Source organism: Streptomyces sp. NPDC002032, assembly GCF_042890765.1.
GTDB lineage: Bacteria > Actinomycetota > Actinomycetes > Streptomycetales > Streptomycetaceae > Streptomyces.
Map to the genome: position 1 here is coordinate 116317 of NZ_JBIASM010000014.1, position 16988 is coordinate 133304.

General features: G+C 71.7%; 16 protein-coding genes and 2 tRNA genes. 9 read left to right on the forward strand and 9 right to left on the reverse strand.

Features of this window, described 5'->3' with window-relative positions:
• Positions 1-8 precede the first annotated feature (8 nt).
• The 5 genes from ACFYYT_RS27670 to ACFYYT_RS27690 form a co-directional block, all read right to left on the reverse strand.
• Entirely contained in the window at positions 9-620 is a 612-nt protein-coding gene (locus ACFYYT_RS27670) for a response regulator transcription factor (protein ID WP_351823905.1), read from the reverse strand.
• Positions 617-1858 carry a histidine kinase gene (locus ACFYYT_RS27675; protein WP_351823908.1) on the reverse strand — a complete coding sequence of 414 codons (1242 nt, stop codon included), beginning with the start codon at positions 1856-1858 and terminating at the stop codon, positions 617-619. The genes ACFYYT_RS27670 and ACFYYT_RS27675 overlap by 4 nt, the downstream gene beginning before the upstream one ends.
• Before the next feature lie 230 nt (positions 1859-2088).
• Positions 2089-2161, reverse strand: a tRNA-Gly gene (locus tag ACFYYT_RS27680).
• Positions 2162-2239: 78 nt separating this feature from the next.
• Positions 2240-2311: transfer RNA gene (locus ACFYYT_RS27685), tRNA-Gly, on the reverse strand.
• An 87-nt stretch (positions 2312-2398) separates the two neighbouring features.
• Positions 2399-2716, reverse strand: a complete 318-nt coding sequence (locus tag ACFYYT_RS27690; protein ID WP_351823911.1) for an Lsr2 family protein — start codon at positions 2714-2716, stop codon at positions 2399-2401.
• A gap of 329 nt (positions 2717-3045) precedes the next feature.
• Between ACFYYT_RS27690 and purS the strand changes: the two genes are divergently transcribed.
• The 6 genes from purS (at position 3046) to ACFYYT_RS27720 (ending at position 9003) form a co-directional block, all read left to right on the forward strand.
• On the forward strand, positions 3046-3291 hold the full coding sequence (gene purS, locus ACFYYT_RS27695) for a phosphoribosylformylglycinamidine synthase subunit PurS (protein WP_042801325.1): 246 nt from the start codon (positions 3046-3048) through the stop codon (positions 3289-3291).
• Positions 3292-3293: 2 nt separating this feature from the next.
• Complete coding sequence (purQ, locus tag ACFYYT_RS27700; protein ID WP_351823915.1) at positions 3294-3974, forward strand: phosphoribosylformylglycinamidine synthase subunit PurQ; 681 nt, start codon at positions 3294-3296, stop codon at positions 3972-3974.
• Positions 3971-6220: a phosphoribosylformylglycinamidine synthase subunit PurL gene (gene purL, locus ACFYYT_RS27705; RefSeq protein ID WP_351823918.1), complete on the forward strand. Its 2250-nt coding sequence runs from the start codon at positions 3971-3973 to the stop codon at positions 6218-6220. The genes purQ and purL overlap by 4 nt, the downstream gene beginning before the upstream one ends.
• Before the next feature lie 183 nt (positions 6221-6403).
• Positions 6404-7666: a hypothetical protein gene (locus ACFYYT_RS27710; RefSeq protein ID WP_351823921.1), complete on the forward strand. Its 1263-nt coding sequence runs from the start codon at positions 6404-6406 to the stop codon at positions 7664-7666.
• Positions 7667-7675: 9 nt separating this feature from the next.
• Complete coding sequence (locus ACFYYT_RS27715) at positions 7676-8470, forward strand: sterol carrier family protein (RefSeq protein WP_351823924.1); 795 nt, start codon at positions 7676-7678, stop codon at positions 8468-8470.
• Between the two features lie 47 nt (positions 8471-8517).
• Entirely contained in the window at positions 8518-9003 is a 486-nt protein-coding gene (locus ACFYYT_RS27720) for an META domain-containing protein (protein ID WP_351823927.1), read from the forward strand.
• A gap of 23 nt (positions 9004-9026) precedes the next feature.
• Here ACFYYT_RS27720 and ACFYYT_RS27725 read toward each other — a convergent pair whose 3' ends face one another.
• Together ACFYYT_RS27725 and ACFYYT_RS27730 are read right to left on the reverse strand one after the other, a co-directional pair.
• Complete coding sequence (locus ACFYYT_RS27725; RefSeq protein ID WP_351823930.1) at positions 9027-10451, reverse strand: sulfatase-like hydrolase/transferase; 1425 nt, start codon at positions 10449-10451, stop codon at positions 9027-9029.
• Between the two features lie 220 nt (positions 10452-10671).
• Entirely contained in the window at positions 10672-10767 is a 96-nt protein-coding gene (locus ACFYYT_RS27730; protein ID WP_351823933.1) for a putative leader peptide, read from the reverse strand.
• A 168-nt stretch (positions 10768-10935) separates the two neighbouring features.
• Between ACFYYT_RS27730 and purF the strand changes: the two genes are divergently transcribed.
• Both purF and purM read left to right on the forward strand, forming a co-directional pair.
• Positions 10936-12453 carry an amidophosphoribosyltransferase gene (gene purF, locus ACFYYT_RS27735; protein ID WP_351823936.1) on the forward strand — a complete coding sequence of 506 codons (1518 nt, stop codon included), beginning with the start codon at positions 10936-10938 and terminating at the stop codon, positions 12451-12453.
• 103 nt (positions 12454-12556) lie between these two features.
• Complete coding sequence (gene purM / locus ACFYYT_RS27740) at positions 12557-13627, forward strand: phosphoribosylformylglycinamidine cyclo-ligase (protein WP_351823939.1); 1071 nt, start codon at positions 12557-12559, stop codon at positions 13625-13627.
• Positions 13628-13729: 102 nt separating this feature from the next.
• Here the strand turns inward: purM and ACFYYT_RS27745 are convergent, their stop codons facing one another.
• Together ACFYYT_RS27745 and ACFYYT_RS27750 are read right to left on the reverse strand one after the other, a co-directional pair.
• Entirely contained in the window at positions 13730-13999 is a 270-nt protein-coding gene (locus tag ACFYYT_RS27745) for a DUF3073 domain-containing protein (RefSeq protein WP_351823942.1), read from the reverse strand.
• A 278-nt stretch (positions 14000-14277) separates the two neighbouring features.
• Complete coding sequence (locus ACFYYT_RS27750) at positions 14278-15387, reverse strand: Glu/Leu/Phe/Val dehydrogenase dimerization domain-containing protein (protein ID WP_351823944.1); 1110 nt, start codon at positions 15385-15387, stop codon at positions 14278-14280.
• 248 nt (positions 15388-15635) lie between these two features.
• Between ACFYYT_RS27750 and ACFYYT_RS27755 the strand changes: the two genes are divergently transcribed.
• Positions 15636-16469 carry a hypothetical protein gene (locus ACFYYT_RS27755; protein ID WP_351823947.1) on the forward strand — a complete coding sequence of 278 codons (834 nt, stop codon included), beginning with the start codon at positions 15636-15638 and terminating at the stop codon, positions 16467-16469.
• Positions 16470-16988: the final 519 nt, after the last annotated feature.

A 16988-nucleotide genomic window follows, 5' to 3' on the forward strand; every position in this document is an offset into this window, starting at 1 on the left:
GAGGACAACTATACCCAACCCCGCTCGCGTGCGAGACGCACTGCCGTGTGACGGTTCTCGGCGCCCAGCTTCGTCGCCGCCGAGGACAGGTAGTTGCGCACCGTCCCCTGCGACAGCGAGGCCCGCTCCGCGATCTCCGCGATGGGCGCGCCGTCCCCCGCGAGTTCCAGTACCTCCGCCTCCCGGGCCGTCAGCGGGGAGTCCCCCGCGCTGATCGCGTCGGCCGCCAACTCCGGGTCCACGTAACGGCCTCCGGCGTGCACGGTGCGGATCAGCTCGGCCAGCCGCTGGGCCGAGACGGTCTTCGGGGCGAAGGCCCGCACGCCCGCCGCGAGGGCCCGCTTCAGGTGCCCGGGACGGCCGTGACTGGTCACGATCATGGTCTTGCAGCCGGGGAGTTCGGCCCGCAGCGCTGTGGCCACGCTCACACCGTCGGCCCCCGGCATCTGCAGGTCCAGCACCGCCACGTCGGGCCGGTGGGCCCGCGCCATCGCCAGGGCCTCCGGCCCCGAAGCCGCCTCGGCGACCACCACCAGATCGTCCTCCAGGCCCAGCAGCGCGGCCAGCGCGCCCCGGATCAGGTGTTCGTCGTCGGCCAGCAATACCCGTACGGCGCTCACGCCCGCACCTCCACTCGTTCCGTCCGGCTTCCCGGGATCTCGGCCCGCAGCCGGAACCGGCCGCCCTCGGCCGGTCCCGCCAGCAAGGTCCCGTCCACCGCCGCGAGCCGCTCCCTCAGGCCCGCGAGCCCGGATCCGGGCGGTCCCGCCGGGGCGTCGGGCGCCCCGTCGTTCTCCACCAGCAAGGTCACCGTGCCGCAGGGCTCCTGCGCCGTCAGCCGGATCAGGCAGCTGCGCGCGTCCCCGTGCCGCAGCACGTTCGTGGTCGCCTCCCGCACCACCCAGCCGAGCGCCGACTGCACCTCGGCGGGCAGCGCGAGGCCGGCCGTCCCGTACTCGACCCGGCAGTCCATCCCGGCGGCGCTCAGCACCCCGCGCGCGCCCTCCAGCTCCACCGCGAGGTCTGCCTCCCGGTAGCCCCGCACCACGTCGCGCACCTCCCGCTGGGACTCGCGCGCGATCCGCTGCACCTCGATCATCTGGTCGACGGCCTCCGGCCGTTCGCGCCGCGCGAGCTGTACCGCCAGCTCGCTCTTGAGCGCGATCACCGCCAGGTTGCGGCCCATCACGTCGTGCAGGTCCCGCCCGAACCGCAGCCGTTCCTCGGCCACGGCCAGCTGCGCCTGGAGCTCACGGGCCCGGTCCAGCTCGTGGACGGTGTTGAGCAGCCAGCCGGAGAACCCGTAGGCGACGGCCAGGAACGAACTGGTGATCAGCACCCCGACCGCGTACCCGAGGGCCTCACCCAGCGGCATTCCGAGGGCGTAGACGGCCGCGCCCAGGCTCCCCGCCGTCGCCGGCGGTACGTACCGCATGTGCCGGACCTTCTCCAGGGACAGCACGACCGAACCGCAGCCGAAGCAGGCCAGCCCGGACACGGCCACGGCCGCCACCTGCTGGTCGAGCCGCCCGGTCCGGCGCAGGGTGAGGAGGACCAGACAGCCGGCCGCCGTCACGGCCACCACCGCCAGCGCCAGCCGGACCGGCCGCTCCCGGCTGCCGACGATCCGGTCCAGCGCCCTGGAGGTCAGGAAGCCGACGAGTACGGCGTGCGCGCCGACCAGCAGCAGCACCGCCGCCCCGGCCGCGGCGGACGGACCGTCGGGCGCGGAGAGCAGCCCCGAGAGCCCGAACCCGAGGATCTCCATGAGCACGAAGGAGTGGAAGGACCAGCGGGTGTAGAGCTCGACCTTCCCCGCGCTGGTGCGGTGCTTCCACCACCCCGTCAGTTTCGACACGGCTACGTCCCCCGGTGTTCCTCGTGTGCCGGGACCGCGCCCGGACCCTGTTCCCCCAGCCTCGGCGCGTACGGGCCGGACCGGCAGTGTGCGTCGTCATGATCCGCGATGACATTTGTCATCGAGGGGTGACGTGTGCCACATAAAGGATGGGGGGAGCGGCGGCGCCGGACAACGACTGCCGGACAACGACAAAGGCCCCGATCAATGATCGGGGCCTTTGCTTTCTGAGCGGACGACGCGACTCGAACGCGCGACATCCACCTTGGCAAGGTGGTGCTCTACCAACTGAGCTACGTCCGCATGCTTCCCACGGCACAAGTGCCGTGCTCTGCGAGCTCACTCTACCTGATCCACAACCGTGGCCGGTAAAGCGTGCAGAGCGGGTGACAGGGATTGCACACTGCGCCTCCCCCCTGGAAGGGGGGTGTTCTGCTACTGAACTACACCCGCACGACTTCGGGGCCCGGCCTTTCGGCCTCGCCCCTCGGCGTGATCCACACACTAGCCGATCGGAGGGGGTGGATGGCAAATCCGGGGTCAGTGGGCTTCGTTGTAGGCGGCGTAGACCCGCTTCGGGATGCGCCCGCGGGGCGGCACGTCGAGCCCGTTGGACCGGGCCCAGGCCCGTACGACCGCCGGGTCGGGGGCGATCGCCGTGTGCTTGAAGGCCTTCCCGGAACGGGACTGGCGGCGGCCCGCGGCCACGAAGGGGGCCAGGCTCTTCCGCAGTTTCTTTGCGTTGGCCACATTGAGGTCGATCTCGTAGGACTTGCCGTCCAGGGCGAACACGACCGTTTCCGCCGCTTCCCCGCCGCTGATGTCGTCGGAGATCGTGACTACTACGCGTTGCGCCACGGATATCGGTCCCTTCGTGCGCCCTCACCGTCGCTCGCTGACGTGCGGTGATGTCGCCTGTGTGGATGTTTCGGTGGAATGCATCAAACCGTCGGAATCCCGGCTGATTCCTTTGTACCGTGATTCTCATTGAATAGCGAAGCCCAGTTAATTCTCCCCGCGTGTCCCGCCGCAATGCCGGGCACGTGGTTTTCCGGTGGATTTTGCGAAGCGTTGGTGAAGCCCAAACGGCGGGCCGGGCGTCCCCGCAGGATATCTACCCGCGTAGAAATTTCCGCCGGGTACGCTGAGGGAACCGCCTTCGCACCAACCACCACACGGGAGTGCCAGTGGCACGCGTCGTAGTCGACGTCATGCTCAAGCCGGAGATCCTCGACCCCCAGGGCCAGGCGGTGCAGCGTGCACTGCCGCGTCTGGGCTTCGATGGGATCGCCGACGTCCGCCAGGGGAAGCGCTTCGAACTGGAGGTGGAGGGACCGGTCGACCAGGCCGCCCTCGACCGCATCCACAAGATGGCCGAAACGTTCCTCGCCAACACCGTCATCGAAGACTTCACCGTGAAGGTCGAGGCCTGACGGTGAGCACACGCATCGGAGTCGTCACGTTCCCCGGAACGCTCGACGACCGTGACTCGCTGCGCGCCATCCGCCTCGCGGGGGCCGAGCCGGTCCCGCTCTGGCACCGCGACAAGGACCTGCACCAGGTCGACGCGGTCGTCCTCGCGGGCGGCTTCTCCTACGGGGACTACCTGCGCGCCGGAGCCATCTCCCGGTTCTCGCCGGTGATGGGCACCATCATCGAGCAGGCCAGGGCGGGCATGCCCGTCCTCGGCATCTGCAACGGCTTCCAGGTCCTCACCGAGGCCCACCTGCTGCCGGGGGCGATGCTCCGCAACAACCACCTCCACTTCATCTGCCGCGACCAGAAGCTGCGGGTGGAGAACGCGGACACCGCGTGGACCGGCGACTACACCGCCGGCCAGGAGATCTCCGTCCCCCTCAAGAACATGGACGGCCGCTACACCGCCGACGAGCGCACGCTCGACGAACTGGAGGCCGAAGGCCGCGTGGCCTTCCGGTACCTGGACGTCAACCCGAACGGTTCGCTGCGCGACATCGCCGGCATCACCAACGCCGCGGGCAACGTCGTCGGCCTCATGCCGCACCCCGAGCACGCGGTCGAGCCGCTGATCGGGACCGGCCGCACCGACGGCCTCCCGTTCTTCACCTCGGTCCTGAAGAAGCTGGTCAGCGCATGAGCCTCGACACCGTCAAGAACGCCACCGAGACCCCGGACGCCTCCCAGCCCTGGAAGGAACTCGGCCTCAAGGAGGACGAGTACGCCCGGATCCGGGAGATCCTCGGCCGCCGGCCCACCGGCGCCGAGCTCGCCATGTACTCCGTCATGTGGTCCGAGCACTGCTCGTACAAGAGCAGCAAGGTCCACCTGAAGCAGTTCGGCGAGAAGGTCCCGCCGAACGACGCGATGCTCGTCGGCATCGGCGAGAACGCCGGTGTCGTCGACGTCGGCCAGGGCTACGCGGTCACCTTCAAGGTCGAGTCGCACAACCACCCCAGCTACATCGAGCCCTACCAGGGCGCGGCCACCGGCATCGGCGGCATCGTCCGCGACATCCTCGCCATGGGCGCCCGCCCCGTCGCGGTCGTCGACCCGCTGCGCTTCGGCGCGGCCGACCACCCCGACACCAAGCGCGTCCTGCCGGGCGTCGTCGCGGGCATCGGCGGCTACGGCAACTGCCTGGGCCTGCCCAACATCGGCGGCGAGGTCGTCTTCGACGCCTGCTACCAGGGCAACCCGCTCGTGAACGCCGGCTGCATCGGCGTCATGAAGCACGAGGACATCCACCTCGCCAAGGCCTCCGGCCCCGGCAACAAGGTCATCCTCTACGGTGCCCGCACCGGCGGCGACGGCATCGGCGGCGTCTCGGTCCTCGCGTCCGAGACCTTCGACGACACCAAGCCCACCAAGCGCCCCGCCGTCCAGGTCGGCGACCCCTTCCAGGAGAAGCTCCTCATCGAGTGCACCCTGGAGATCTTCAAGGAGAAGCTGGTCGCCGGCATCCAGGACCTCGGCGGCGCCGGGCTCTCCTGCGCCACGAGCGAGCTGGCCTCGGCCGGCTCCGGCGGCATGCGCGTGGAGCTGGACACCGTCCCGCTGCGCGACGCGACGCTCTCGCCCGAGGAGATCCTCATGAGCGAGTCGCAGGAGCGCATGTGCGCGATCGTCGAGCCGCAGTACGTGGACCGCTTCATGGAGATCTGCGAGAAGTGGGACGTCATCGCCACCGTCATCGGTGAGGTGACCGACGGCGAGCGCCTGGAGATCTTCTGGCACGGCGAGCAGATCGTGGACGTGCCCCCGGGCACCGTCGCCCACGAGGGCCCGGTCTACCACCGCCCCTACGCGCGCCCCTCCTGGCAGGACGCCCTCCAGGCCGACGACGCGGGCAAGCTGCCCCGTCCGCAGACCTCCGAGGAGCTCCGCGCGCAGGTCCTGGCCCTGGTCTCCTCCCCGAACCAGGCCTCGAAGTCCTGGGTCACCGACCAGTACGACCGCTTCGTGCAGGGCAACACGGTGCTCTCGCAGCCCGAGGACGCCGGCATGGTCCGCATCGACGAGGACTCCAACCTCGGCGTGGCGATGGCCACCGACGGCAACGGCCGCTTCGCGAAGCTCGACCCGTACACGGGCGCGCAGCTGGCGCTGGCCGAGGCGTACCGCAACGTCGCCGCCACCGGCGCGAAGCCGCTCGCGATCTCGGACTGCCTGAACTTCGGCTCCCCCGAGGACCCGGACGTCATGTGGCAGTTCGCCGAGGCCACCCGCGGCCTCGCCGACGGCTGCTTCGAGCTGGGCACCCCGGTGACCGGCGGCAACGTCTCCCTCTACAACCAGACGGGCGAGAACGCGATCCACCCGACCCCGGTCGTGGCGGTCCTCGGTGTCATCGACGACGTCAACCGCCGTACGCCGATGGCGTTCGCGGAGGCCGGCCAGCTGCTCTACCTGCTCGGCGACACCGCCGAGGAGTTCGGCGGCTCGGCCTGGTCGCAGGTCGTCCACGACCACCTCGGCGGGATGCCGCCCAAGGTGGACCTGGGCCGCGAGAAGCTGCTCGCCGAGATCCTGATCTCGGCCTCCCGCGACGGCATGATCGACGCCGCGCACGACCTGTCGGACGGCGGCGTCATCCAGGCGCTCACCGAGTCCTGCCTGCGCGGCGGCAACGGCGCCCGCGTCGTGGTCCCCGAGGGCCTGGACGCCTTCACCTTCCTGTTCTCCGAGTCCGCGGGCCGCGCCATCGTGGCCGTCCCGCGCAGCGAGGAGCTCCGCTTCACCGACATGTGCGGCGCCCGCGGTCTGCCCGCGGCCCGCATCGGCGTGGTGGACGGCGAGGAGATCGAGGTCCAGGGCGAGTTCACGCTCCCCCTGGCCGAACTCCGCGAGGCCCACGAGGCGACGATCCCGGCCCTGCTGGCCTGATCGTCCCTCCACCGCGAGCCCCCGGCCGGACCTCCGGCCGGGGGCTCGCGTCGTGCCGCGCCGCCGCCCCGGCCGGCGGTGACGCGTTCGAGACGCGCGCAACGGCCGGATTCCGCAAGCCGGTTGATAACTTCGATCATGCCGTCGGGTACCGGGCGGCCGTGCGAAGGACCGGGGTGGGGGATGTTCGAACCGATGGGGCCGACGGGGGGCGGGCCGCTGCCCGACCGAGGCCGACGCCGCAACGCGGTCAACGCGCTCGTGTTCCTCGCCGGCGTCGCCGGCCTGGCCCTCGGCGGCTGGGGCCTGTACGACGCCGTCACGACGCACCAGGCCCGCGGGGCAAGCCGCGCGCTGATCACCTCCGCCTGCGCCGGACTCGTCGACGGCGACGAGGTGCTCGGGCTGCGCGGCGGAGTCGACCGGCTGCGGCTCTCCGACCGGGCCGAGAACACCGTCGACTTCGTCTCGCTGCCCGACAGCTGCGACTTCCAGACCGTCATCGACGGGAAGAAGTACGGGGACCAGCACTTCGTGCTCAAGGTCCGCGTCCTGCCCGCCGGGCCGCCCGAGAACCGGCTCGACACCGTGCCCCGCGCCCCCTTCCCGGGACGCGGCGACGCCCCCCGGGCCGACCTCACCGCGCAGACCGCCCCGACGATGCGCCGCCCCCTGGGCGACGGGCTCCTCGGCGACTACGGCGCCCGCGACGTCACCGTCACCGCCCCGTGCGCCACCCCGCTGCCCGGGACCGGCGCCACCGCCGTACGGGCGAGCGCCCTCACCGGGGACTCCCGGGCCACCGACACCGACCGCCGCGCCCTCGCCCGGATCGCCCGCACGGCCGCGCTGCGCCTGGCCGCCGAACTGGGCTGCACGACCCGGCTGCCGGAGCTGCCCGACGCCCTCCCCGCCCAGGCCACGGCCCTGGGCCCGGCCACCGGGGACCGCCACGACGCCTGCGGCTGGTACGCCGCCCTGCTGCGCACCACGGACCGCGGCGCCCTGCCCGACCGCGCCCTCGGCAGCCCGCAGGCCGCCGCCGCCCGGACGGAGACCTGCCGGCTGGCGGTCAGTCCCGGCGAGACGGAGCGGATCCACACCGCCAGGCCGCGCGCCGACCGGGACCACGTCGACCTCCATGCCGTCCTGACCCGCGACCCCTGGTGGCTGGAGACCCGCTCCTACTTCGGCGAGGACGGCGGCTCCGTCGGCATCGGCGACGGCCGTCTGCCCAGCCCGGTGGGGCCCGGCACGGCGGGGGAACGCGGCGCGCTGACGTACGCGACGGCCAGTTGCCAGGGCCACCCGGCCGTCTTCACCCTGCTGGCCGACCGCACCTACGCCTCCCAGGTCATCCGCGACCGCTACGCCGAGGTGTTCGGGGCCTACGTCCGGGACGCGGCGGCCCGTCACGGCTGCACCCAGGTCACCCTCCCCCAGTAGGGTCGCCCCATGCCGCCCGTCAAGAAGAAGCCGCGCACCTACGACCAGGCGAGGATCCGCGCGGCCGTCACCGCGCAGTTCGGGCACCTCGCCGAAGCCGTACGGGGGCTGACCCCGGAGCAGCTCGCGCGGCCCAGCGGGGTCGGGGACTGGAGCGTGGCCGACCTCGCCGGGCACGTCGCCTGGATCGCCGACTCCCTCGCCGCCGGCCTGGCCCGGCCGCCCGGCGCCGTCCCCGAGCTGACGGCCGTCGAGTGGCCCTTCGCCACCGCCTCCCTCGCCGGGAAGATCTCCGAGGCCGCCCGGGAGACCCTCACCGGCGCCCCGCTCCCCGAGCTGTACGCGCGGGCCGCCGCCGCGCTGGCCGGGGCCCTGGAGCAGAGCCCGGGCAGCCGCGTGCTGGACCTGTGGATCGGCGACATGACCCTCGCCGACTTCCTGGTCACCCGGACCGTCGAACTGGTCGTGCACACCGACGACCTCAACCGGGCCCTGCCCGGCCTCGGCGTCCCCGTCGAACGCCAGGCCCTGGCCGCCTGCACCCGGCTGCTCGCCGACGCCCTCGCCGTGAAGGCGCCGGGCGGCTCCGTGGAGGTGCGGATCCCGCCCTTCGCGGTGGTCCAGTGCGTCGAGGGGCCCCGCCACACCCGCGGCACCCCGCCCAACGTGGTGGAGACCGACCCGCTCACCTGGATCCGGCTCGCGACGGGCCGCAGCGGCTGGGCGGCGGAGCTCGCCGCGGCCCGGGTCAGCGCGAGCGGGGAGCGCGCCGACCTGGCCGGGCTGCTGCCCCTGATGAGCTGAACGGGCGAGCCGGGGAACCGGCCGCGCCGCCGGCCCGTCCCAGGGGCATGCGTACCCTCAGGCACCTCGCCCCCGGCCTGGCCGCCCTGCTCGCCGCGCTCGCCCTCACCGGCTGCCGGGGCGGCTCCTCCGACGCCGTCCTCACCCCGGACGGCCCCGGCTCGCAGCGGCCCGCCGCGAACGCCCCGCTCACCGCGACCACCTGGACCGTGGCATCGGTCGACGGCGCGGCCGCCCCCGCCGGCCCGCCCGGCCCCGCCCGCCTCACCATCGCCCCCGACGGCACGGCGAGCGGCAGCCTCGGCTGCAACCGCTTCAGCGCCCCCGTCACCGTCGCGGGCGCCACGCTCACCGTCGGCCCGCCGACCACCACCCGGATGGCCTGCGAGGGCCCGGCCGGCGCACAGGAGCGCGCCCTGACCGCGCTGTTCGCCGCGGGCCCCCTGACCTGGAAGATCCAGGAGCGGACCCTGACCCTGACCGCCCCCGACGGCAAGGGCCTCACCGCCGAGGCGGCCTCCGCCGCCGAATGACCCCGGCGCGGGGGCGCGCGGCCTCAGGCCGGGTACGGCAGCAGCCCCGCGTCCGTCTTCTCCCAGGCCGCGCGCAGTTCGGCCAGCCGGGCCGGTTCCACGGCCGCCTTGTCGGCCTGCTCGCGCAGGTCCCCGGCGAGGTCGAACAGCTGGTCGCGCCCCGACTTGCCCCGGTAGTACTTCCAGTCGCCCCGGCGCAGCGCCCGCTCCCCGCGCACCCGCCAGAACAGGTTCCGCTCCGCCACCTGCTCGCCGCGCAGCAGGTACCCGGCCAGGCTCACCCCGTCCAGCGGGTACGCGCGGTGCGGCCGGGTCCCGGCCAGCTCCAGCAGCGTCGCCGTCCAGTCCGGGCTGAACACCGGCACCCGGCTGACCTGGCCGCCGTCCAGCCGCGCGGGCCAGCGCACGATGTTCGGCACCCGGATCCCGCCCTCCTGGAGCGAGGCCTTGTTGCCCGACAGCGGCCAGTTGTACGAGAAGCGCTCGCCGCCGTTGTCGCTGGAGAACACCACGACGGTGTCCTCCTCCTGCCCGGAGCGCTTCAGCGCCTTCAGCACCTCGCCGACCGACCGGTCCAGGTCCTCGACCATCTGCTTGTACTTCTCGACGGAGCCGCCGTCCTGGTGCCACAGCGCCCGACCGTCACCGGCCTTGATCCGCCGGACGATCTCGGCGCTCTCCTTCGTGTCCCCGTCGGCGATCCACGGCCAGTGCGGGGTGGTGAAGTTGAGGTTCAGCAGCCACGGCTTGCCGTGGTGGTCGCGGGAGACGTACTCGCTCGCCCGCTCGGTGATGATCCTCGTGTAGTAGCGCAGGTCCTTGTACTCGGCGTCGCCCTCGTACAGGTCGTACTCGCCGCCCAGGCCGAGCTTGGAGTAGTACTCCAGCGCCCCGCCGAAGTTCCCGAAGAACTCCTCCCAGCCCGACTTGGTGGGGCTGTAGTCCGGCAGGTAGCCCGCGTGCCACTTCCCGATGAGCGCGGTGGCGTACCCCGCCTCCTTCAGCAGCGAGGCCAGCGTCGGGTGACTCGGCTCCAGGCCAGCCGACTTGTCGGCGATCGGCTCGGCCAGACCGCCCTTGGTACGGGCCGGATAGCGCCCGGTGTACAGGCTGAACCGGGTCGGCGAGCAGGTCGCCGAGCCCGAGTAGGCGTCGGTGAACCGCACCCCCTGGCGGGCCAGCCGGTCCAGGTTCGGGGTCTTGATGTGCGGCGAGCCGTACGAGGACAGGTCGGCCCAGCCCAGGTCGTCGCCCAGGATGAACAGGATGTTCGGCCGCCGGGAACGCCGCTCCCGCGCGGCCCGGAACTCCCGCTCCGAGGACCCCGCGGCGGGGCTCTCGGCAGCGGCTGCGGGGCTCGCGCCCAGCCCGACCGCGGCGGCCGCCGCGCTCGCTCCGACGGCGCCGCCGAAGGCACGCCGGGACAGGGGGGATTCGTACGAAGACACGAGTACTCCAGGGCATGGCCCGTCGGCCTGCCCGGGGGCGGCGCGGGACGGCGCACGGCACGACGGGACAGGCCTGGACGGGACGGGAGGGAAAGACCGGGGGACGGCCGGACGCCGGGCGCGGAACGCCGCAACGGCGGTCGCGGCGACGGGAAACGCCGCCGGGATCCGGACGCAGGAGGCACTGGGGAGGAACGGCGCGCGTCAGCGCGCGGCGGAACTACGCGCAGCTACGACAGATGGCGCTCGCGACACGGACCAGGTCCACGTGCCGGCGCTCGACGAGGGTGACGGCTCGGTCACCGAGGGGCTGCATGAGCCGGAAGCCTGTACGAACCCACAGGCACCTGTCAACCAGGGCATTCCGGATGCCGAGACGCCCGCCCGGTCACCCTCCGCACGGGTAACCAGACTGTCCGCACTGTGACTTTTCCCGAGCGTCCCCAATTCGGACCAGTGGTCGATCTCGCCTACACTCGGAGCCGTGCCTCGTGGTGATGGACGACTCAACCACGACCTGCTCCCCGGTGAGAAGGGCCCCCAGGACGCTTGCGGCGTCTTCGGTGTCTGGGCTCCGGGTGAAGAGGTCGCCAAGCTCACCTACTTCGGACTGTATGCACTGCAGCACCGCGGACAAGAGTCTGCGGGCATCGCTGTGAGCAACGGTTCCCAGATCCTCGTCTTCAAGGACATGGGCCTCGTGTCCCAGGTCTTCGACGAAACCTCTCTCGGCTCGCTCCAGGGTCATATCGCGGTCGGTCACGCCCGCTACTCGACCACCGGAGCCTCCGTCTGGGAGAACGCCCAGCCGACCTTCCGCGCGACCGCCCACGGCTCCATCGCCCTGGGTCACAACGGCAACCTGGTGAACACCGCCGAACTCGCCGAAATGGTCGCCGACCTCCCCCGTCAGGACGGCCGCGCCACCCAGGTGGCGGCCACCAACGACACCGACCTGGTCACCGCCCTCCTCGCCGGCCAGACCGACGAGGACGGCAAGCCCCTGACCATCGAGGAGTCGGCCACCAAGGTCCTCCCCCAGGTCAAGGGCGCCTTCTCCCTCGTCTTCATGGACGAGGGGACCCTCTACACCGCCCGTGACCCGCAGGGCATCCGCCCGCTGGTCCTCGGCCGCCTGGAGCGCGGCTGGGTGGTCGCGAGCGAGACCGCCGCCCTCGACATCTGCGGCGCCAGCTTCGTCCGCGAGGTCGAACCGGGCGAGCTCATCGCGATCGACGAGAACGGCCTGCGCACCTCGCGCTTCGCGGAAGCGAAGCCCAAGGGCTGTGTCTTCGAGTACGTCTACCTGGCGCGCCCGGACACCGACATCGCCGGCCGCAACGTCTACCTCTCGCGCGTCGAGATGGGCCGGCGCCTCGCCAAGGAAGCCCCGGTCGAAGCCGACCTGGTGATATCGACTCCGGAGTCGGGCACGCCCGCCGCCGTCGGGTACGCCGAAGCCAGCGGGATCCCGTTCGGCGTCGGCCTGGTCAAGAACGCCTACGTCGGCCGGACCTTCATCCAGCCCTCGCAGACGATCCGCCAGCTCGGCATCCGTCTCAAGCTCAACCCCCTCAAGGAAGTCATCCGGGGCAAGCGCCTGGTGGTCGTCGACGACTCGATCGTCCGCGGCAACACCCAGCGCGCGCTCGTGAAGATGCTCCGCGAGGCCGGCGCGGCCGAGGTCCACATCCGGATCTCCTCCCCGCCGGTGAAGTGGCCGTGCTTCTTCGGCATCGACTTCGCCACCCGGGCCGAGCTGATCGCCAACGGCATGACGGTCGACGAGATCGCCACGTCGATGGGCGCGGACTCGCTCTCGTACATCTCGCTCGACGCGATGATCGAGGCGACGACCATCCAGAAGCCCAACCTCTGCCGGGCCTGCTTCGACGGCGAGTACCCGATGGAGCTGCCCGACCCGCAGCTCCTGGGCAAGCAGCTCCTGGAGTCCGAGCTCGCGGGCGGTACGGACGCCGCCGACGCGCTCCGTCGCCCGTAGCGGTCCTCCCCACCCGGTTCAACCTGCGCCGGGCCCTGTCTTCAGAGGCTTTTCCCAGGGCCCGGCACCACACGCAGTAACGACACGAAAGCTCTCTCCTGTCATGACAGAGAAGACCACCGGTGCCAGCTACGCAGCCGCAGGCGTGGACATCGAAGCGGGCGACCGCGCCGTCGAGCTGATGAAGGAGTGGGTGAAGAAGACGCAGCGCCCCGAGGTCCTCGGCGGCCTCGGCGGTTTCGCCGGTCTCTTCGACGCTTCCGCCCTCAAGCGCTACGAGCGCCCGCTGCTCGCCTCCGCCACCGACGGGGTGGGCACCAAGGTCGACATCGCCCGCCGGCTCGGCGTGTACGACACGATCGGCCACGACCTGGTCGCGATGGTCATGGACGACATCGTCGTCTGCGGTGCCGAGCCGCTCTTCATGACGGACTACATCTGCGTCGGCAAGGTGCATCCCGAGCGTGTCGCGGCCATCGTGAAGGGCATCGCCGAGGGCTGCGTCCTCGCCGGCTGCGCCCTGGTCGGCGGCGAGACCGCCGAGCACCCCGGCCTGCTGGGCCCGGACGACTTCGACGTGGCGGGCGCGGGCACGGGCGTCGTCGAGTACGACCGCCTCCTCGGAGCCGATCGCATCCGTGCGGGTGACGCCGTCATCGCGATGGCTTCGTCCGGCCTTCACTCGAACGGGTACTCGCTCGTCCGGCACGTCCTCTTCGACCAGGCCGGGATGTCCCTGGACCAGCACGTCGAGGAGCTCGGCCGGACCCTCGGCGAGGAACTGCTGGAGCCGACCAAGATCTACTCGCTGGACTGCCTGGCCCTCACGCGCACGGCCGAGGTGCACGCCTACTCGCACATCACGGGCGGCGGCCTCGCGGCGAACCTGGCCCGGGTCATCCCGGACCACCTGCACGCCACGGTCGACCGGTCGACCTGGGCGCCCGGTGCGATCTTCGACCTGGTCGGCAAGGCCGGATCGGTCGAGCGCCTGGAGCTGGAGAAGACCCTGAACATGGGCGTCGGCATGATGGCCGTGGTCCCGCAGGAGTCGGTCGACGTCGCCCTGACCGCCCTGGCCGACCGAGGCGTCGACGCCTGGGTGGCCGGCGAGATCCTGGACCGGGGCGAGCACGCCGAGGGCGCGACCCTCACCGGTTCGTACGCGGTCTGAGCAGCACTGAAACCCGGCCCTGGGCGATGCCCCGGGCCGGGTTTCGGTGTTTACGAGTGTGGGAGCCACGGGTGGTGACACCCGCTGCGGAGTTGTTCCGCGTCAAGCCCCGCGACGGTGCGCCGACGGACCGGACTCTTCGTCCTCGTCCTCGTCGTCATCGCTGTTGTACAGAGCCGCGTACTTGGCGTACGGGTCGTCGTCGTCTTCGTCCTGATCGTCATCGACTTCGACCGGCGCGCTGATAGGCAGCGGCTCTGTCGGCGATGCGCCCAGCTCATTGGCCAGACGCGAGAGGTCAGTCCCGCCGCTGTTGTACTTCAGCTGGCGGGCGACCTTTGTCTGCTTGGCCTTGGCCCGGCCGCGCCCCATGGCTCGACCCCCTCGGTGACGGGGCTCGACGGCCCCAGAGTCTGACACGCGTTCATGGTTCGGAGCGGGCTCTCCGTGGAGAGACCGTCCGTAGGGGTTTAACGGTACCTGCTTCCGCGGCCATACGGTACGCCGCCCGCATGACACGCCTCGACGCAGAACCAGCGGGACACCCCGTACTCGCTGGTCAGCTGCGATTTTAACGCTTTCCTGGCTCACGACCCGCCGAAGTGCAGTGAGTTCCGTCTCGCCGCACCCCGGCGGGCCCTGCGGGATGCCTAGGCCGTACGGGCCGCGGCCCGCGCGGCGAGCGCGTCGGCCATCCGCTGTTCGGCGATCCGGTCCGCCGCGGCGGCCGGCGGAATCCCGTCGGACTTCGCACGTGCGAATATCGCCAGGGTGGTGTCGAAGATCTTCGCCGCCTTGGCCTTGCAGCGGTCGAAGTCGAAGCCGTGCAGCTCGTCGGCGACCTGGATGACCCCGCCCGCGTTGACCACGTAGTCCGGCGCGTAGAGGATCCCGCGGTCCGCGAGGTCCTTCTCGACGCCGGGGTGGGCGAGCTGGTTGTTGGCCGCGCCGCACACCACGGTGGCGGTCAGGGCCGGCACGGACGCGTCGTTCAGCGCGCCGCCGAGGGCGCAGGGGGCGTAGATGTCCAGACCGGGGGTCCGGATCAGCGCCTCCGTGTCGGCGACCGCGCTGACCTTGCCGCCGGGGTGCCGCTCCAGGACGGCCCGCACGGACTCCGCGCGGACGTCCGTGATCACGACCTCGGCGCCGTCCGCCAGCAGGTGCTCCACGAGGTGGTGCCCGACCTTGCCGACACCGGCCACGCCGACCTTGCGGCCGCGCAGGGTCGGGTCGCCCCACAGGTGCTGGGCGCTGGCCCGCATGCCCTGGAAGACGCCGAACGCGGTGAGCACCGAGGAGTCGCCGGCGCCGCCGTTCTCGGGGGAGCGGCCGGTGGCCCAGCGGGTCTCGCGGGCGACGACGTCCATGTCGGCGACGTAGGTGCCGACGTCGCAGGCCGTGACGTAGCGGCCACCGAGGGACTCCACGAACCGGCCGTAGGCCAGCAGCAGTTCCTCGCTCTTGAGGGTGGCCGGGTCGCCGATGATCACGGCCTTGCCGCCGCCGAGGTCGAGACCGGCGAGGGCGTTCTTGTACGACATGCCGCGCGAGAGGTTCAGCGCGTCCCGGACGGCCTCCTCGTCGGAGGCGTAGGCGTGGAACCGGGTGCCGCCGAGGGCGGGGCCCAGGGCGGTGGAGTGGATGGCGATGACGGCCTTGAGGCCTGACGCTCGGTCCTGGCACAGCACGACTTGCTCGTGGCCGCCCTGTTCGCTGCGGAACAGGGTGTGCAGGACGCCGTCGGTCATTTCGGTCACGGTGGTGACTCCCATGGAAGAGATGCGGCGGAAGGACGCCCGCCCTGCGGGTGGGGGAGGGCGTTGCTTGGAGCAGAGTAAGACCTGCGGGCCGCCCGGGCGCCCCCTGTCCGGGGATCGGAACACTCCCGTGTGACGCCCCGCCCGCGATGCCCGGTGAGCGGGGCCCGCGGGCCCCGCCGGACCCGTTCCCCCGGCTGTGGCGCTCCGGAGGTGAACCGGGCCCCGAAAAGGGGGAGTACGGGAGCGTGAACGAATCCTCCCGCTCCTTCCCGGTCGTGCCGTACGCCTCCTACCTGCGGGTCTACGAGCCCCTGGCCGCCTTCCCGGAGCCGGAGCGCACGCACTGGGCCGGCTACGCCCGGCGCGGGACCGCTCCGACGGCCCAGGACGAACTGCGCCGGTCGCTGACCGACTTGGTGCGCGTCCCGGTGGTGGGCGTTCCGCCGCACGAGAGCGCGGACGCCTTCACGGCGGAGGTCGACGGGGTGCTGCTCGTGTGCCCGTGGCGGACCCGGCTGCGCGGCTGGCTGGCGCTGGGGGAGCTGGCGGAGTCCTTCCCGCCGCCGGTGCTGGACGCGGCCCTGCCCCCGGCGGCCCGCCGCCGGGCCGCCGCGGAGTACGAGGAGTGGCGCGGGCGCAACCCCGACGCGCGCCCGTGGATCCGTACGGGGGTGTGGCAGGTGCCGCTGCGCTGGTTCGTGCTGGTCGCGGACGAGGAGCGGGAGTACCTGCCGGGCGAGCGGCTGCGCTACCGGACGCCGATGGTGCAGGCCCGGCGCCGGCTCGCCCGGGGGCTGCGGATCCTGCGCGCGGCGGAGGGGTACGGGCAGCTGGCCGAGGGGCTGGTGGAGGTCGGCAGCTGGCTGGAGGAGTTCCATCCGCGGTCGATGGTCGAACTGGACTACGGGGGCCTGCTGTACGCGCTGCCCGCCGCCGCCCTGGAGGGGGACCGGACGGCCCGGGACCTGGAGGAGGGGATCGCGGCCCTGCGGGACGGGAAGCCGGAGGCCGCTTCCGAGGTGTACGGGGAACTGGCGCTCCGCTGGCGGGCGGTCAGGGAAAGACTGTTCGCGAACTGAGAGTCTGTTCGTGAACGGCCGGATGAGGCATCGTGTGACCGTGGTCTCACCCCCGTTCGGACGGTGTGCGTATCGCCCGTATCGGTTGTCATCGGCCGATCGGTCACAACCCGCAGATCAGGGGCTTGATCACGACATTAGGGTCTTAGTTCCAGGACCTACGTCCCGATACGGGCCATTGGCCCAAGCGTGACGGACCGCACTATCTACACCCTTGCGCCCTTCCCCTACCCTCGTGCCAAAATAGGACAAGGAGTCCGGGGAGGGTTCCTTCCGCCCAACTAAGGGCGGAATGCTCGGTATTGCACTCTATGGGGGGTCTGACGACTCCTGATCGCTCTGTGACTGATCGTCACAGTGGGGTGACTGTCCGTTATGGGGCGGTCCATCGGCTTCCGCCGCTGATGAACACCTCGGAGGGCAATTCCATCGGTTTGGCCCTTGGGGCTGGACGGATGGTGTAGTTGTAGTGCCGAGGACAAGCCGTTCGTCCTATAACCGACTCGGCCTGCGTATGTC

Excerpts from the sequence above, each read along its gene's own strand:
- purL (WP_351823918.1), top strand. The coding sequence starts at position 3,971 with ATGAGCCTCGACACCGTCAAGAACGCCACCGAGACCCCGGACGCCTCC.
- ACFYYT_RS27720 (WP_351823927.1), top strand. The coding sequence starts at position 8,518 with ATGCGTACCCTCAGGCACCTCGCCCCCGGCCTGGCCGCCCTGCTCGCC.
- purM (WP_351823939.1), top strand. The coding sequence starts at position 12,557 with ATGACAGAGAAGACCACCGGTGCCAGCTACGCAGCCGCAGGCGTGGAC.
- ACFYYT_RS27745 (WP_351823942.1), bottom strand. The coding sequence starts at position 13,999 with ATGGGGCGCGGCCGGGCCAAGGCCAAGCAGACAAAGGTCGCCCGCCAG.
- ACFYYT_RS27730 (WP_351823933.1), bottom strand. The coding sequence starts at position 10,767 with ATGCAGCCCCTCGGTGACCGAGCCGTCACCCTCGTCGAGCGCCGGCAC.
- ACFYYT_RS27715 (WP_351823924.1), top strand. The coding sequence starts at position 7,676 with ATGCCGCCCGTCAAGAAGAAGCCGCGCACCTACGACCAGGCGAGGATC.
- ACFYYT_RS27710 (WP_351823921.1), top strand. The coding sequence starts at position 6,404 with ATGTTCGAACCGATGGGGCCGACGGGGGGCGGGCCGCTGCCCGACCGA.